This window comes from Robinsoniella sp. (assembly GCF_034124845.1).
On the sequence record NZ_JAWYAJ010000502.1, the window covers coordinates 1 to 17,072 of the forward strand.

Annotated in this window: 16 protein-coding genes and 2 pseudogenes; 13 read left to right on the forward strand and 5 right to left on the reverse strand. The window is 41.5% G+C overall.

The features are described 5' to 3' along the window. The 5 genes and pseudogenes from ACH2DQ_RS24820 to ACH2DQ_RS24840 all read left to right on the forward strand — a co-directional run. Positions 1-377: pseudogene (locus tag ACH2DQ_RS24820) on the forward strand (M18 family aminopeptidase); the annotation flags it as partial. A 194-nt stretch (positions 378-571) separates the two neighbouring features. Further along, positions 572-3,103: a ribonucleoside-diphosphate reductase subunit alpha gene (locus tag ACH2DQ_RS24825; RefSeq protein WP_394915022.1), complete on the forward strand. Its 2,532-nt coding sequence runs from the start codon at positions 572-574 to the stop codon at positions 3,101-3,103. A 15-nt stretch (positions 3,104-3,118) separates the two neighbouring features. Next, complete coding sequence (locus ACH2DQ_RS24830; RefSeq protein ID WP_394915023.1) at positions 3,119-4,162, forward strand: ribonucleotide-diphosphate reductase subunit beta; 1,044 nt, start codon at positions 3,119-3,121, stop codon at positions 4,160-4,162. Positions 4,163-4,249: 87 nt separating this feature from the next. Beyond that, positions 4,250-6,781: an FAD-dependent oxidoreductase gene (locus ACH2DQ_RS24835; RefSeq protein WP_394915024.1), complete on the forward strand. Its 2,532-nt coding sequence runs from the start codon at positions 4,250-4,252 to the stop codon at positions 6,779-6,781. Positions 6,782-6,904: 123 nt separating this feature from the next. Beyond that, the gene (locus ACH2DQ_RS24840) at positions 6,905-7,753 is read left to right on the forward strand and encodes a glycosyl hydrolase family 18 protein (protein ID WP_395028598.1); all 849 of its coding nucleotides are present in this window, start codon (positions 6,905-6,907) and stop codon (positions 7,751-7,753) included. On the opposite strand, the gene ACH2DQ_RS24845 is transcribed toward ACH2DQ_RS24840, so the two are convergent. From ACH2DQ_RS24845 to ACH2DQ_RS24860, 4 genes are all read right to left on the reverse strand, one after another. Beyond that, positions 7,717-9,321, reverse strand: coding sequence for a recombinase family protein (locus tag ACH2DQ_RS24845; RefSeq protein ID WP_394915026.1), 1,605 nt, complete (start codon positions 9,319-9,321; stop codon positions 7,717-7,719). The genes ACH2DQ_RS24840 and ACH2DQ_RS24845 overlap by 37 nt on opposite strands. A 47-nt stretch (positions 9,322-9,368) precedes the next feature. Beyond that, entirely contained in the window at positions 9,369-10,001 is a 633-nt protein-coding gene (locus ACH2DQ_RS24850) for a TM2 domain-containing protein (protein ID WP_394915027.1), read from the reverse strand. Between the two features lie 258 nt (positions 10,002-10,259). After that, a complete protein-coding gene (locus ACH2DQ_RS24855) occupies positions 10,260-11,015 on the reverse strand; it encodes an ImmA/IrrE family metallo-endopeptidase (protein WP_394915028.1) in 756 nt (251 codons plus the stop codon). A 19-nt stretch (positions 11,016-11,034) separates the two neighbouring features. Beyond that, positions 11,035-11,361 (reverse strand): helix-turn-helix domain-containing protein, encoded by a 327-nt coding sequence (locus tag ACH2DQ_RS24860; protein ID WP_394915029.1) that lies wholly within the window; start codon positions 11,359-11,361, stop codon positions 11,035-11,037. 552 nt (positions 11,362-11,913) lie between these two features. On the opposite strand from ACH2DQ_RS24860, the gene ACH2DQ_RS24865 reads away from it, so the two are divergent. From ACH2DQ_RS24865 to ACH2DQ_RS24875, 3 genes are read left to right on the forward strand one after another with little or no spacing between them, the layout of a single operon-like run. Then, complete coding sequence (locus ACH2DQ_RS24865; protein WP_394915030.1) at positions 11,914-12,105, forward strand: hypothetical protein; 192 nt, start codon at positions 11,914-11,916, stop codon at positions 12,103-12,105. 19 nt (positions 12,106-12,124) lie between these two features. Next, positions 12,125-12,310, forward strand: coding sequence for a hypothetical protein (locus ACH2DQ_RS24870; protein ID WP_394915031.1), 186 nt, complete (start codon positions 12,125-12,127; stop codon positions 12,308-12,310). Positions 12,311-12,336: 26 nt separating this feature from the next. After that, on the forward strand, positions 12,337-12,561 hold the full coding sequence (locus ACH2DQ_RS24875; protein WP_394915032.1) for a hypothetical protein: 225 nt from the start codon (positions 12,337-12,339) through the stop codon (positions 12,559-12,561). Positions 12,562-12,768: 207 nt separating this feature from the next. On the opposite strand, the gene ACH2DQ_RS24880 is transcribed toward ACH2DQ_RS24875, so the two are convergent. Beyond that, positions 12,769-13,131: a DUF6774 domain-containing protein gene (locus ACH2DQ_RS24880; protein ID WP_394915033.1), complete on the reverse strand. Its 363-nt coding sequence runs from the start codon at positions 13,129-13,131 to the stop codon at positions 12,769-12,771. A gap of 136 nt (positions 13,132-13,267) precedes the next feature. Here ACH2DQ_RS24880 and ACH2DQ_RS24885 point away from each other — a divergent pair, with 136 nt between their 5' ends. The 5 genes and pseudogenes from ACH2DQ_RS24885 to ACH2DQ_RS24905 all read left to right on the forward strand — a co-directional run. Beyond that, the gene (locus tag ACH2DQ_RS24885; RefSeq protein WP_394915034.1) at positions 13,268-13,705 is read left to right on the forward strand and encodes a hypothetical protein; all 438 of its coding nucleotides are present in this window, start codon (positions 13,268-13,270) and stop codon (positions 13,703-13,705) included. Between the two features lie 80 nt (positions 13,706-13,785). Then, positions 13,786-15,579 carry a ComEC/Rec2 family competence protein gene (locus ACH2DQ_RS24890; protein WP_394915035.1) on the forward strand — a complete coding sequence of 598 codons (1,794 nt, stop codon included), beginning with the start codon at positions 13,786-13,788 and terminating at the stop codon, positions 15,577-15,579. Between the two features lie 104 nt (positions 15,580-15,683). After that, positions 15,684-15,953 (forward strand): hypothetical protein, encoded by a 270-nt coding sequence (locus ACH2DQ_RS24895; RefSeq protein WP_027293033.1) that lies wholly within the window; start codon positions 15,684-15,686, stop codon positions 15,951-15,953. A gap of 12 nt (positions 15,954-15,965) precedes the next feature. Further along, positions 15,966-16,256, forward strand: coding sequence for a phage holin family protein (locus ACH2DQ_RS24900; protein ID WP_394915036.1), 291 nt, complete (start codon positions 15,966-15,968; stop codon positions 16,254-16,256). Positions 16,257-16,324: 68 nt separating this feature from the next. Next, a pseudogene (locus ACH2DQ_RS24905) lies at positions 16,325-16,738 on the forward strand (glycosyl hydrolase family 18 protein); the annotation flags it as partial. Between the last annotated feature and the right edge of the window lie 334 nt (positions 16,739-17,072).

Here is a 17,072-nt window from a genome sequence, read left to right on the forward strand (position 1 = left end):
ATACAAAGAAGACAGACCCCACCAACCGTCCGTATCTGAACGGAGGAATCGTGATAAAGTACAGTGCTAATCAGAAGTATACCACAGATGCAGTCTCGGCAGCGGTATTTAAAATGATCTGCGATCGGGCAGAAGTGCCATATCAGACGTTTGTCAACCGTTCGGATATGCAGGGCGGATCTACACTGGGAAACATATCCAGTACACAAGTTGCATTAAATACAGTAGATGTGGGGCTGGCACAGCTTGCCATGCATTCACCTTATGAATCCGCAGGTGTAAAAGATACCTGGTATTTTGAAAAAGCAGCAGAAGAGTTCTATAGTTCCTGGATTGGTGGTATGGGTGACGGGTCCTATACGATCTGCAGAGAATAAGCACAATAAAACAAACTGCGTTTTCATTGTGAATTCAAAAATTATGGGCTGCAAAGAAACTTATGTATATTTCTCCAATTTCAGGAAATTACTAAATGTAGGAATAAAATAATTGCCAAATGCTATATATTGTGCTAGTATCATTATAGTAATGATAACTACTACTAAATAATAAATGCGGAAGGTCACTGAATATGGAGATTTTAAAAAGGAATGGGCAGTCGGAAGAATATGCTCTGGATAAGATAAAAAATGTAATCAGACTTGCTTTTAAAAGTGTGGATCAGGTATGCCCGGATGAGCTGCTGGAAGAGCTTGCAGCTTCTGTGGAAGCAAAGGTTCTGGAACTGGTGGAAAAAGGAGTACCCCTTCAGGTAGAGATGATTCAGGACCAGATTGAAATTACACTGACGGAAAAGAATTATTACGGTGCTCTGAAGAGCTTTATCCTGTACCGGAATGAACGCAGCAGGGAACGGGCGGCAAGGCAGAGCATTATGAAGTATTTTGCGGATTTCCAGACACTGGATGGGGTCTTAAAAGATGTTCAGAAATCCTTTATGGATCTGCCCTACAGCCTGGAACATCTTCTGGCAAAATTCCTGGCATTTCAGAAACCGGACATGCTTTTAAAAGAAAAACTGGCAATGCTTACAAAAGCGGCAGTAGAACTCACCACACAGGAGGCTCCCAAATGGGAGTTTATTGCTGCGCGCCTGCTGATGCTGCAGTTTCAAAATAAGCTCAGCATACAGATGGAAGAATATAATCTGAACAGCTTTTATGAGAAGGTAGTATTTCTGGTAAATGAGGATCTTTATGGAAGTTATATTTTGGAACACTATCGTAAAGAGGAGATAGATCTGTTTGAGACTTATCTGGCAGATGATCGGAATCAGCTCTTTACCTACTCCGGATTAGAGCTTTTATTAAACCGTTATGTGATCCGAAGCAGATCAAATGCCCCTCTTGAGACACCCCAGGAAATGTTCCTGGGAATCGCCATGCACCTTGGGATGAAGGAGAAGACAGGGCGGAGTGCGTGGGTGAAACGCTTCTATGATATGCTGAGCACACTTCAGGTCACAATGGCGACGCCGACCATGTCCAATGCCAGAAAGCCTTATCATCAGCTCTCTTCCTGCTTTATCGATACGGTTCCTGACAGTCTGGATGGAATTTACCGGAGTATCGATAATTTTGCCCAGGTCAGCAAATTTGGCGGAGGTATGGGGCTGTATTTTGGAAAAGTCAGAGCAGCGGGAAGTACCATACGTGGATTTAAAGGAGCAGCCGGCGGCGTGATTCGCTGGATTAAGCTTGCCAATGACACAGCCGTTGCAGTAGACCAGCTTGGAGTGCGCCAGGGTGCGGTGGCTGTTTATCTGGATGCATGGCACAAAGATCTTCCGGAGTTCTTGAATTTAAGAACCAATAATGGGGATGACCGAATGAAAGCGCATGATGTATTCCCGGCAGTGTGCTATCCCGATTTATTCTGGAAGAAGGCGAAAGAGGATATTGAAGGGGACTGGTATTTGATGTGTCCCCATGAAATACGTACCGTTAAAGGATATTCCCTGGAAGACAGTTATGGAGAAGAATGGGAGACAAAATACCAGTCCTGTGTGGAAGACTACCGGATTCATAAAAGAGTGATTCCTATGAAGGAGCTGATCCGGCTGATTATTAAAAGTGCAGTAGAGACCGGAACGCCATTTACCTTTAACAGGGACCAGGTAAATGATAAAAACCCCAATAAACATAAAGGCATGATTTACTGCAGCAACCTGTGTACCGAGATCGCCCAGAATATGAGCCCGGTAGAGCAGGTGGAAGAACGGGTGGAAGTCATCGATGGAGAAACGGTGGTTGTTTCTGTGACAAAGCCCGGGGATTATGTGGTATGTAATCTGGCTAGTCTGTCTCTGGGGAATCTGGATGTAAATGATAAGAACAGTCTGGAAAATGTTGTGGAAAGTGCAGTGCGCGCCCTGGACAATGTGATTGATCTGAACTTCTATCCGGTGCCTTATGCGAAAATCAACAATGGACGGTACCGTGCAATTGGCTTGGGAGTCAGCGGGTACCATCACATGCTTGCAAAAAACGGAATCGGCTGGGAGACAGATGCTCATCTGGATTTTGTGGATCAGGTGTTTGAAAATATTAATTTTGCAGCGATTAAAGCGAGCGGAAAAATAGCAGAAGAAAAAGGTGCTTATCCTTATTTTACAGGAAGTGACTGGGAAAGCGGGGCTTATTTTGCGAAGCGGGGATATACGGACGAGCGGTGGAGAGGGCTTAAAGAAGAGGTAAGGAAACACGGAATCCGAAACGGTTATCTCATGGCAGTGGCGCCAACCAGCAGTACCAGCATCATTGCGGGAACAACCGCTGGCGTGGATCCCATTATGAACCGCTACTTCTTAGAAGAGAAAAAGAGCGGGCTTATGCCAAGAGTGGCGCCGGATTTATCCTATGATACTTTCTGGCTCTATAAGAATGCCCACTATATCAATCAGGAATGGTCGGTTAGGGCGGCAGGTATCAGGCAGCGCCATATTGACCAGGCACAGAGTGTAAACCTGTATATTACCAATGACTATACCTTCCGACAGGTGCTGAACCTCTATATATCAGCCTGGGAGAATAAGGTGAAGACGCTTTATTATATACGCTCCAAAAGCCTGGAGGTAGAAGAATGTGAAGTATGTTCCAGTTAAGGAGGAGATTGCCACATGGAAGAATTAAGAAAAAAGCCGTTATTTAATCCAGAAGGAGATATTGAGGTAAGAAACCGAAGGATGATTAACGGGAATACAACGAACCTGAACGATTTTAATAATATGAAATATGGCTGGGTCAGCGACTGGTACCGCCAGGCGATGAATAATTTCTGGGTGCCCGAGGAAATCAATCTGACTTCCGATGTGAAAGATTATCCCAATTTACCGGAGGAAGAACGCCGTGCCTATGATAAAATACTTTCCTTTCTGGTCTTCCTGGACAGTATCCAGACAGCGAATCTGCCTGCAGTTGCAGAATATATCACAGCAAATGAGGTGAATCTCTGCCTCTCCATTCAGGCGTTCCAGGAAGCGGTACACAGCCAGAGCTACAGCTATATGCTGGATACCATCTGTGAGCCCCAGAAGCGCAATGAGGTTTTATACCAGTGGAAAAATGATGCTTATCTTCTGGAGAGAAATACCTTCATAGGGAACCTTTACAATGAATTTCAGAAGAAAAAAGATACGGATACATTTTTGAAGACGGTTATCGCCAACTATATCTTAGAAGGTGTGTATTTCTACAGTGGATTTATGTTTTTCTATAATCTGGGACGAAATCATAAAATGCCCGGATCTGCACAGGAAATTCGTTATATCAATCGGGATGAAAATACCCATCTCTGGCTGTTCCGCAACATGATTCTGGAGCTGAAAAAAGAAGAACCCGGTTTGTTCACCAATGTAAAAGTGGATGTCTACCGTGAGATGATACGGGAAGGCTGTGAGCAGGAAATCCGCTGGGGGCATTATGTGATCGGTGATGCGATCCCGGGATTGACCAAAGAAATGATTACCGATTATATACAATATCTGGGGAATCTGCGCTGTACAAATCTCGGGTTTAAAAAGCTGTATGAAGGACATGATGAGGAACCCTCCAGTATGTCCTGGGTAAGTCAGTACAGCAATGCGAACCTGATCAAGACGGATTTCTTTGAGGCCAGAAGCACAGCCTATGCCAAGAGCACTGCACTTGTGGATGACCTTTAATCTTAAATTTTTCGAAAGCATATATTTAGGCTGGGATATATGTTAAAATAGCAGATATAAAATGCAATCGCAAAGGAGAGGTGTAGTATGGAAACTTTAGAATTAAAGAAAAATTTATATTGGACCGGAATCAAGGACAAGGATCTTCGCGTCTTTGATATTATAATGGAAACAGAATTTGGAACCACATATAATTCCTATCTGATCAAAGGCAGTGAAAAGACAGCTTTGTTCGAAACGGCAAAGTTTAAATTTTTTGACACTTATCTTGCAGAGTTAAATCAGCTGGTGGATATCAATAAAATAGATTATATTATTGTGGATCATACGGAGCCGGACCATGCAGGCAGTGTGGAAAAGCTGATTGAAATGAATCCGAATATTAAAATAGTGGGAACTGCTGTTGCGATCAGCTTCCTGAAAAATATTGTAAACCGTGACTTTTACAGCATCCCGGTAAAAGAGAATGATACCCTTTCACTGGGCGATAAAACACTTCATTTTATGATTCTGCCAAATCTCCATTGGCCGGATACCATGTATACTTATGTGGAAGAAGACAAAGTGCTGGTTACCTGTGATTCTTTTGGAAGCCACTATACCTTTGACGGAGTTCTGCGAAGCCAGGTTACCGATGAAGAAGGCTATATGACTGCCCTGAAATATTATTTTGATAATATTATCGGACCATTTAAACCATACATGTTAAAAGCATTAAAAAGGATAGAAAATCTGGATATTGACATGATCTGTACCGGACACGGACCGGTTCTGGACAGTAAAATTCCGGAAATTCTGGATACTTATCTGAAGTGGAGTACGGTAATCAATCCCAATCAGGAGAAAACGGTGGTAATCCCATATGTAAGCGCCTATGGTTATACGGCCCAAATAGCGGAGGAAATAGCAAGAGGAATCCGGGAAAGCGGAAATATCGATGTGCACCTTCATGACTGTGTGACCTCAGACCAGGCTGAAGTCCTTGCAGATATCGGATTTGCAGACGGAATCTTGTTCGGGACACCAACCATTGTAGGCGAAGCCCTGAAACCGATCTGGGATCTGACCACGTCCATGTTCGCATGCACACACGGCGGGAAACTTGCCAGTGCTTTTGGAAGCTATGGATGGAGTGGAGAAGGCGTCAATCATATCGTGGAGCGGTTGAAGCAGCTGCGTATGAAAGTTGTGGATGGCCTGCGGATTAAATTTAAGCCGGGGAAAAATGATCTGATTGAGGCTTATGACTATGGTTACGATTTCGGATGTATACTGTTAGACAAAGAAAATCCCAGAGTTAAGGAAAAATCAGCGAAGAAGAAGCTGGTAAAATGCCTGGTCTGCGGTGAGATCTTTGAAGAAGGAATCGAAATATGTCCGGTCTGCGGCGTTGGAAAAGAAAATTTTGTTCCGGTAGAGGTAGAAGAAGTAAGCTACCGGAAGGATACCAGTGAATTTTATTTAATCCTTGGAAACGGCGCGGCTGGAGTGAGTGCGGCAGAAGCCATCCGGGAAAGGAATAAGACCTGTTCTATCGTCATGGTATCCAATGAATCCGTATTAAGCTATAACCGCCCCATGCTTACGAAATCCATGCTGGCATCTTTTAACCCCTCTCAGCTTGCGATCCATGATGAGCAGTGGTATCAGGACAGAAATATCATTAATGTATTAGATAAGACTGTACAAAGTATGGATACTCAGTTGAAAGAGGTGGCGTTTGCAGACGGATTAAAACTAAAATATGACAAGTGCATCTATGCTCTTGGCTCTGAGTGCTTTGTACCGCCGATTCCGGGACATGACAAAGATCAGGTAGTTGCAATCCGAAGACTGTCAGATGTGGTGAAGATCGGAAATATGCTGCCGGATGTGAAACATGCAGTTGTGATCGGCGGCGGTGTACTGGGGCTGGAAGCAGCATGGGAACTGAGCAAGGCAAAATGCCAGGTTACCATCGTTGAAGTGGCGAATCAGTTAATGGGCAGACAACTGGATGCAGGTGCCAGTGATATGCTAAAGGACATCATACTTGAAAAGAAAATGGCTATCCGTATGGGTGCAAATGTGGAAGAAATCGAAGGCGAAGGAGCAGTTACCGGAGTACGTCTGGCTGGCGGAGAGGTAATTCCTGCTGACCTGGTAATCGTCTCAGCCGGCGTAAGAGCCAGTACAAAGGTTGCCCAGGAAGCCGGAATTCAGACAGACCGGGCGATTGTGGTGGATGAAAAAATGCACACTAATCTTACAGACATTTATGCCTGCGGTGACTGTGCCCAGTATAAAGGCATCAATTACGCCATCTGGCCACAGGCACTGGAAATGGGAAAAGTGGCCGGTGCCAATGCAGCCGGTGACAGCCTTACTTATGAAACGGTTAATGCTGCACTGACCTTCCACGGAATGGATACGGCGCTGTTTGCAATAGGAGACAACGGCAAGAATGCGGATATAAAATACAAAACCGTAGAATTTAAAGATCCGATGAAAATGGTCTATGAAAAATATTATTTTTCAAATAACAGACTGTGCGGAGCAATCCTGCTTGGAGATACATCCAAGATGGCGAAAGTGACCGTACAGGTTGAGGAACATACAAATTTTAAAGATATGTTTTAGAAATGTCCCGGAGCGTGCCTGAAAAATGCTCTCTGCAGCCGGAGAAGAAAAAGTCCCGTAAGTTCAAACGCTTACGGGACTTTTTCATATAATAATTATGATAAAGTGTAAGGGTCTAATAAAATGTGGATATATGTAGTTCAAAGCGGGGATAGTGTGAATACAATTGCAGACAGGTATGGCGTATCCCTGGATGCGTTAATATATAACAACCAACTGGAATATCCATACCGTCTTGCTGTTGGGCAGGCGCTATTAATGCCTGGGGGAAATGAGAACACGAATCGGCGGACAATTGTATCAAATGGTTATGCATATCCATTTATAAGTCCCTGGGTGCTGGAACAAACCCTGCCATATTTGACAGATATAGAAATATTTTCTTATGGGTTTACGGGACAGGGCGAACTGGTTCCGCCAGTTATGGATGATACCTGGGTGATCAGGGCGGCAGTGGAGTTTGAAACACTTCCGATCCTAACATTAACGCCATTTGGACCAGATGGGCAGTTTAACAATAATCTGATCACAGCGGTTGTGAATAATCCGTCAGCAGAGCAGCAGCTCTTCCAGAATCTGCGGATTGTAATGCAGGAAAGGGGATACCAGGGACTGGATATTGATTTTGAATATATCCTGGCGGAAGACCGGGATGCTTTTACCAGATTTGTGCAGAATGCTGTGAAGTTTTTTAATGCTCTGGGCTATCAGGTTTCGGTAGCTCTGGCACCGAAAACCTCGTCAGACCAGGTTGGGTTATTGTATGAAGGAAAGGATTACCCGGCATTGGGGGCGGCGGCGAACCGGGTACTGCTGATGACTTATGAATGGGGTTACACATACATCTGCCAGGAACACAGGTCATCTATATTTGCTCAACTATATTTGCTCAACTGTATTTGCTCAACTGTATTTGTTCAACTATATTTGTTCAGCTATATTTTCGGAATTTTCGGATATATAGTCAGCTGAAAGTTTCCCCTGCATTTTTCCCCTCGTTTATTTTTTTCTGATTTCAGGTATTCCACCTTTTCCAGAATAGATTTCAGAAGTTGGTTTTTTCCGGCAGCACTGTCCATATGCCGGTAGATATCTAATATATAAAAATCTGTTTGTGTAAGCAGATCCGAAGTGGATGTTTGCGTCATACACAATAATTGTTCATATTCAGATTGTAATGTGGATAAGTCTGAGTTTATGGCATCTATTTGTGAAGAAATACAGCTTTTTCTTTTTTGAAACTCCACTTCTGTGTAGATTCCCCGCTCAAAAAAGGCGAAGGCATTATCCAGTTGTTTATCCAGGGCTGCCAGTTCTTTTTTTAATTCATCTATGGAATTTTTCAGATAATGAAGATCTGTATGAGTAGATATTGTTGTTTGCAGAACGTCCGGATTCAGTGTACAGTTTTTAAACCAGTGTTCTAAAGCGGTGATCAGCTGCTTTTCCAGAAGATCCAGAGGTGCAGAGATATTGTCACAATCTCTGTTGGGACATTTAATCAATGCATAATTCGTTTTTTTATTTGGCGCAAGCCGTGTCATGGGGGTATTGCATTTTGCACAAACCAGGATTCCGGCAAGTGGATTTTTTAAAAGGTTACTGCATTTCGTGGAAGATTTTCGATAGGATTTCATTCGTTTTTGAGCAGTATCAAAGAGTTCCCGGGAAATAATTCCCTGGTGAAGTCCTTTGCACTGAATATAATTATCAGATGTGATTCGGTGTGTTTCCACTATTCCGTTTTTCAGAAGCCGCATTTCCTTACGGTATGCCCAGCGGATAGATCCAGTATATACCGGGTTTTTTAAGATATCCCGGATGCTGGATGGTGACCAGTGATCAGCTCTTTGTGGTTTCTTGTGGAGTAAATCCAGCTTATGGCAGATGGAAGCAGTGGACAATGGAAGACAGGTTCCATCTGGCTGTAAGAAGCCCTGTGTATACCAGTTAAAGATCATCCTGACAATTTCTGCTTCTTTTGGGTTAATCCGAAGTGTATAGCCTTTATCATTTTCAACAGGAACTTTTTCATAGCCATAGGGAGGTATGCTGGATATAAATTTTCCTTCTTTAACAGAAGCAATACGTCCTCTCTGAATTCTGCGGTTTATGGTTTTGTATTCCCGTCTGCTCATAAAAAGCCCAAATTCAAAATACTCCTCGTCAAATTCATTAGAAGGGTCGTAGACTTTCATGGGTGTAATAATTTTTACATTCCCATATTTAAAAGCTTCCGCTACAATTCCCTGATCTTTTGTATCACCCCGCGCCAGACGTTCAATTTCCATAACCAGAACACCCGCACACAGACCCTGTTCCACATCCGTGAGCAAAGCCTGCATCTGAGGGCGTGCCGCAATGGTTTCACCGGAAACAACCTCCCGGAATACTTTGGTGACCTGCATCTGATTGCGGTGTGCCAGATCTGTCAAAACCTTTTCGTGGCGCGCCAGGGTTTCGCCCTCTCCATGTTGTTCAGCTTCCCGATCGGAGCGGGATTTCCTAAGATAAATATAGTATGGTTTTATGTTATCCATGTTATCACCCCTGATTTATTCTATTGCCAGGAGTAATAAATAGTACCTTAATATTTAATGGGCAAACCACGGGAATCCCTAAATACTCCAAGTGCCACACGGATGATATCGATGATCCATCCAAATCCAAAGATACCGCCGGTAAACAAGTAAAGTATGCCCATGCCGATCTTCCCGGAGTAAAACTGATGGATGCCCATATATCCGAAAAATATACATAAGAGCAGGGTAATCGCTTTACTCTTGTGACTGCTGTAATCCTGGTTGTAATCAGGGGAGGGAACATAATTGCTATATTGGGGAGCAGGAGGCGGTGGCGCATAATTGTATGCCATATTTGCATTCAGGTTCTTTTGTTCAGCCAATAACCTGGGGACGCATTCCCTGCAATAATTTTTGCCTTCAATCTCCACGATTTCTCCTTGGGGAAACAGTTTGCCGCAGTAAATACAGGCACCCAAGGGTTCAGATGCAGGTTCTTTCTCCGCTGTCCGGGCTAATCCTGCCCCGCAATTGGTACAAAATTTAGCATAATGCTCATTTTCACTGCCGCAGAAATCACATATTTTATTTTCTATAGAGCTATTCACTTCAAGATAAATCGGAAACCCGCATTTAGGGCATTCCCGTGCTTTATCTGAAATCTGTGTGCCACACTCCGGGCAACGTATTAATCCCATAATTATACCTCCTGCATACCGCACACAGGTCTGCGGCACTGCATCATTAGAAAGTGTGAGAGCAATTTTCTTTCACACTTATACCCATTGCATACCGCTGACGGGTCTGCGGTACTGCTTCAATAGAAAGTATGGAACGCTTTTGTTCCAAACTTTTACCCCTGCATACCGCTGACAAGTCTGCGGTATTGCATTAATAAGTAGTTTGAAACGCTTTTGTTTCAAACTTTTACCTCGTCTCTTGTATTTATGATCTATTTAGTAATCGTCGCCATAGAGCCATTTGTATTCCGCAATTCGTATATTCTGCTGGCTCTGCTCGTCACAGAACAGCCCGAATACGGGATCGTCACAAAGAGTGGATTTGTTTCTGCGAGTCATCTTTTTCTGCCTGCACCGGCAGCATTCATGAGTAAAAAGATCATTATAAATAGGTCTTCCACATTTGCTGCATTCCCGGATACTCCAGACAAATTTATCCAGTTCCTTATTATAAAAATGGTGATACAAAGCTAATTCTCCAGGCGTAAACCGCAGTCTGTGAGTAACCAGAAATCGCCGCCACCGCCTGAAATCCTCAAATGCATATTCGGAAGCTTCATAGGTTATCTTAAATAACCGATGTACATCATTTGCATTTTTGCATCCGGCATAATAGATGGCAATGCGGGGTGCCAGAATATTGCTGGCAAAGTAGTTTGCTTCTACTTCATTTTGCTGTTGTTCTCCGTTGTGACCCAAAATATGGTGCCCCAGTTCATGCATCAAAGAAAAGGCGATGCGCCCGGAAGCCTGATTTGAATTGTAGCAGACAATGCCTCTGTAACGAAATGCGTCGGCTGAATACTTTATGGCAACTTCGTATAATTGTTCGTTTTGATACCGGATTTCATCATAGGTATAAATCTTGTAGCCATAATGCCTTAATAAATAGAAAGTATCAATAGGAAAAGATCTGATCCCACACTCTATGATTACATCTGATACTTGTTTTTGAATAAATTGATAGTCCAATAAAACTCACCTTCCCGGATTATTCTAATTCGGACAAGAGTTTGATTAATTTCATTTTTTCCTTTGTTGAGAGTTTGTTCCCGTTGCGGGCGATCAACTGTTCCATATCATCATAAGAAGGCTCGTATTGATTTTGAGAGCCGCCTTTTGCCATATCTTCCAGTGATTCCACCGTAATACCAAGATTTTTACAGATGATGATGATATTATCCACACTGGCTTTGCCAACACCATTTTTGATGATACCGTATAGCGTCGTATATGGTATAGCGCATTTTGCAGCAAATGATTTAAGGTTGAAGCCCTGTTCTTTGATTAAATGTTCCAGGATTCTTGCTTTTTCCACGATACTCACCTCTTTTGTTTTCTTTCTATTATATATCCGAATTCGCATTTTGTAAATCGTGAATATTCGAAATTACGAATAAATTCGAAATAAAGAATAAAATCTCTTGACATAATACTGAGTTAAGAATATAATTGCAATATCAAATACGGAATAACGAATTAGGGAGAAGGAATATGTATAACAATCTGCTAGAGATAATGAAAGTTGAGAAAGTCACATTTCTACAAATGGGGGAACTTCTCGGGTACCGCTATCAAACTGTCAGTGATATCGTCAACGGGGCTACAAAAAATGGGTTTTATTATGAAGATGCTTTAAAGATCCAAAAAGTTTTATTTCCCAAATACAGCCCCGATTATTTATTTCAAAGGAAACAATAAAAAACAAACAAATGTTCGAATATAGGAATATTTTACCATTAATTGTACTTGGTGTCAATGGAAGCGGGAGAAGTTCTTGCAATAAAAAAGATATAATAATTACTACTTTTTGAAAAAACTGAAACAAGGACAGAAGTCTTTTCATAAGATAATTTAGGAGGTGGTAATTATGGGGCGTATTGTAGAAGTAATGGAAATAGGAGAGACAAAGGTCAGTTTCTGTAATGATTATTATCAGAATAGAAAGGAAGATGAAATCAGGGATATTTTAAATCAGACAGCTTCAGAGGCGGCGAAGTTTCTTGCGCGGTGGGGGGCTGATAGAACGGATAAAAACGATGTTTACGGAAGATATCAATAGATTGAAAAGGAGAGAGAAGATGCGCAATCTGATCGAAAGAATAGAGAAACGATCGTCATCACAGGGATTTACCCAGGAATGTGCAGTTGCATTTGCAGAGGGGTGGTTTGAAACGCTGGCAGACCTAAATGCAGAAAAAAGTTACACCGTAAATGATATTTTGGAATTGTTGGTATGTCTGAACGGCATCAGAAAATGTTCCTGATAAATAGGGAAAGGAGGCAGATCGAATTGAAAGCACTCAGTGAGGGAAAAAAGGAAGAGATAAGAAAACTTCATGGCCAGGGTTTTACACACCGTCAGATTGCCAGACAGGCAAAGGTTTCTGCCGGAAGTGTGTGTTATGTACTGCAAAAACGGACAAAAGAGCAGAACAAAGCCTGTAATATACCCCAGAGTTTGTGGGATGAGTGGGATATCTTACATGAACGATATGGTAAAAAGTACAAAAAATAAAATAGCATAGCACCAGCACGAAAGAGTAAAAAGAACAAAAAAATAGGACCAGCCGCAGCTAGTCCAGGAGGGAGAGAAAAGTATATGTAAAAAAGCTCTATCGCTTTGTATGTACATAATATAACAAGTAAATGTGTCAAAGTTGTGGCAGGAGAATAAAAGATTTATAAAGATACTTAAGAAAAGCTGAAGAAAAGGACCCAGAAATTATTCCGTGTCCTTTGTCATTTCTTCTGGGGAATTCGATGCAGCAAACGGTGTGGTATCGGCTGATGTATATACTGCCGAATCTGATGCAGCAAACGCTGTTGCATATGCTACTGCATTTGCTATTGAATCTGCTGATGGATCTACTGACGAATCCGATGTCACATTTGCAGGCGTATCAGGTGGTGTGACGGCTGCCCTGTTGTTTGGCGCACAAAGTGCTTCCTGGGCAGCTATCGTAGCCAAAGTATCGCCTAACTGGCTGAAAATTGTAGCCAAAAGGGCTATTTCATCGGGAGATTTCCCCTTTGATATGGCACATGCGGTGGCGCTGATTGTTACTACCAGTTCACAAGAATGCATTTTAATCACCTCGCAATAATATATGCGAAAACGGGGGAAGGGTTACGTATTTGTGTGAGTTTTCCTTTGGACATCCCCTGGCTGATGTGATAAAAGACAATTGTATTATAAACAGGAAGCATGGGAGGAGTATGATATGTTGGACAAGAAGAAGTTAGAAGAATATAAAGTTTTAGAACGAGAGATTGCATCTTTAAAAATAGAGATTGCAGATAAAAGGAATCAGATGATGATTTACAGAAAAGAGGATTCGAATGATGGAATGAGGAACCGGACGGAGAAGAAGAAGCCGGTCAATTCATCCGGTCATTTGGTTAAAGATAAATGGAAGCGTATAGAGGAGCTGGAGGTAAAACTCAGTCTGCAGATGGATGCGTGTGTGGCGCAAAAGCTGGAGGTGGAGGAGTTTATTGCGGGTATTGATGATGTAACGACCCGTCTGATTTTCCGCTATCTTTATCTGGAAAACCTGACGCAGAAAGAAGTGGAGCGGAAAGTTCACCTGGATCAAAGTGTGATCAGTAAAAGAGTGACGAGATATTTGAAGTTGCATAGTATGCATAAAAATACATGATACAATGTTTATATGCAAGGGAGAACTGATAAAACAGATAATCCAGAGCATAAAAAATAAAAATTTTAGGAGGAAACAAAATGAACGAAATCACAAGAAAATTTGGACAGGTAACTATCACGAAAGTAGATGGTGAAAACGCTATTATGGGTGGATCAGAAACTATCTATAATATCGAAGTACCAGAAGAAGCAGCAGCAGCATTTGATCCTGGTATGATTAAAATGTGCGGTACATTAAGCGAGTCAGCCAGCCTATTGGTAACTGGTGGAGGAACCGATTACCAGGCAGTAGTAACACTGCCGGAAGAGCCGGGTACAATTGGACTTTACGTTGATGATGCAGTAATGATGAATGGCATTCAAAGCCGAAGTGCTGCTGTACCTGCGGCAACGGATATGGTATTTACAATGCTGAAAACAAGCGAAAGAGGTAAAACAGGGAATGATGCAGCGATCACGTTAGTAATTGGTGTACCGGATTCATTCTATATTAAACAGTATACCTTTACCTTAAATGGTGCAGTTAAATCAACAAGAACATCCAATGAGTTTACTTATAAGGGATTAACGAATGGAACCGTTTATACTTTAGGTTGTAAAGTTGAAGCGTATACTTCCAAGCAAGGGAATGCAACGGTTGTAAAAGATTTAGTGAAAACGAATGTTCAGATCCCAAGTCAGCTAGAATCACATATGCTGGAATTCCATTCAATAAGAGTAACTGGAGTAGAAAATGGTAAGCCGAAAACAGGAGATTGTCATTTTATCCGTACAAAGAATGGAAATACAGTATTAATTGACTGTGGCTTGAAAGATACTGCAGATAAAATCGATAAATATTTAAGAGGAACGGTAGGATTAAAGGCAACGAATGGTGTTATCAAAATTGATTATTTTATTAATACACATCCTCATCATGATCATTTGGAAGGATTTCAGTATCTGACCGGTTATAAGTGGAATGGATCACAAGCGGTATATAATCAGGCCAACCAGACTAATAAAAGCGTAAGATATCAGTTTTCGAACGTTGTTTTAGGAGTAAACTGTAAATTACCGTTTATGCAGAATACCGATTATATCAAAAACATGATTTATTATGCTGAACATTTCAGTAAATTAAAAATGGTTTGTGCAGGAAACTGCTTTAGCGTAGATGGTATTATATTTAATATACTAAGTCCATATCCTGCAGATGTTATGCCTCTGGAATGGTTGTCAAATCCATCAGATAATTCATCGGATAATTTGACATACATTAGAAAAATTATTGGAAATGAAGGTTCTGAAGATGGTTCTTCTTCAAAAAATAATCAGTCTATCGTTATGAAAATTATTAATGGAGGAAGAAAATTTCTTGCAATGGGTGATGCTGAATTATATACAGAAGAATTATTATTGGGTAAAGCAGCAGATGAAGCAGATTGGAATGTAAAGATAACAAATACCATTAATAATATCAACCTTGCAGCTGATATTGCAGCTGCTAAAAAGATAACTAAGGCACAGGCTGTTGCTAATTATAGTCTGAACAGATTCACTGCAAAAGATTTAGGCGCAATTGTCTTAAAGAAAGGGCATCATGGAACTGCCAATAACATGTCTTTAGACTTCTTAAAGGCTGTAAATGTAAATAAGATTATTGTATCAGCAGAGATGCATTCTACTACGTCACCTCTTGCGGCTACTACATTGGCTAATGCACAACAATATTATAGAGAAGAAGAATTGATTACGGATAAAGAATGGCCGACCAAATGGCAGAGTTTTATCTTCTCTACAGGAAAACATGGACGTGATGGAGGATTTTTCATTAGAACTTATGGCAGGGAATGTGATTTTTCTGACCCATATAGTAAAAAGAAATATTAATTTCAGTAATTATGAAAAATTAGCAAATTTATAAGCCTGGGGGAGAAAAATCTCCCCCTTTCTAAATGTACACTAAAAGAATAAGGGGTAAGGAGTATGATAATATGTATATAGATTCAAATACTATAATCACTACTGGCAGTATTATTACGGCAGTGATTATAATTTTCAGCTGCATATTTACGATATACCGTTGGTACCTCAGGCAGAATAAAAAGATTGAGGAAATTAACAGACTAAAAGAAGAACAATGTCTGATATGCTATGGCTTACTTTCTTGCCTGGATGGTCTAAAGCAGCTTGGAGCAAATGGCAATGTATCAGAAGCCTATGAAAAATTAGAAAAGCACATCAATCAATCAGCGCACAAATAGGAGGCTAAACTTATGGATATCATGGATTATATCAGACCGGAATTAATTATTGCAGCGTTGGTACTCTATTTTGTGGGGGAAGGGTTAAAGCAAAGCCGGATAGTTAAGGATGAATATATCCCAGCTATACTTGGTATATGCGGTATCGTACTTTGTGGTTTATGGGTATTTGCGACTTCTGATTTTTCCGATTTTCAAGATGTTGTACTGGCTGTATTTACAACGTTTGTGCAAGGTATTCTGGTTGCGGGACTTAGCACTTATGTAAATCAAATCATAAAGCAGAATAGGAAAAAGAAATAAATATCTGTAAAAAATAGACGTGCAATCACTAGAAAAATCACCTGCACCATAAGCGTCCCAACACATACGGCCCGCCAATGGCCGTTGCTCCCCTAAATATGGTACGGAGAGTTGTGGAATATGCCGTAACCGAGATTCCACCACAAAAGATTAAGCTTGGAATACCGAATTACGGATATGACTGGCCGCTCCCGTATGAGCGGAGAGTGACCAGAGCCCGTACCATTGGAAATATAGAAGCAGTTCAGATCGCAATTGAGCATGGAGTAAACATACAGTTTGATGAAGTGGCACAGTCCCCGTTTTTCCGCTATACAGAGGCGGGGATTGAACACGAAGTATGGTTTGAGGATGTGCGGAGTATTAGAGCAAAGTTTGGTCTGATACAGGAATTTGGTCTGGTGGGTACGGGCTATTGGCAGCTTATGCAGCTTTTTCGGGCAAACTGGCTTCTGATGGCGGATACCTTCTGGATTCGGTGACACGCTCTAGGGATCAGGGGGTGTATCTTACACACCCTGGTTCTTTTGTGAACATTTTCTTAGGTTAAAATTTGTGTGAAAATAAAGTTCTTTACCTGCAAGTTTTTAATTGTAAGTGCAATTAATATCATATATAATAAATTTATATATCCTGAGGAAAGAGAAATGATCAACATGAAAGTGTTGCTTGCAGGTAAGTGGAATGAAACAGATTAGTAGTAAAAATATGGCGGGGATTGTATGCCGGACGCTGAATCATGTGGATGAGCGTCTGGTGGACCATGGAATCAGAGTTGCGTATATTACGCTGAAAATGCTGGAAGCAGAGGGATGT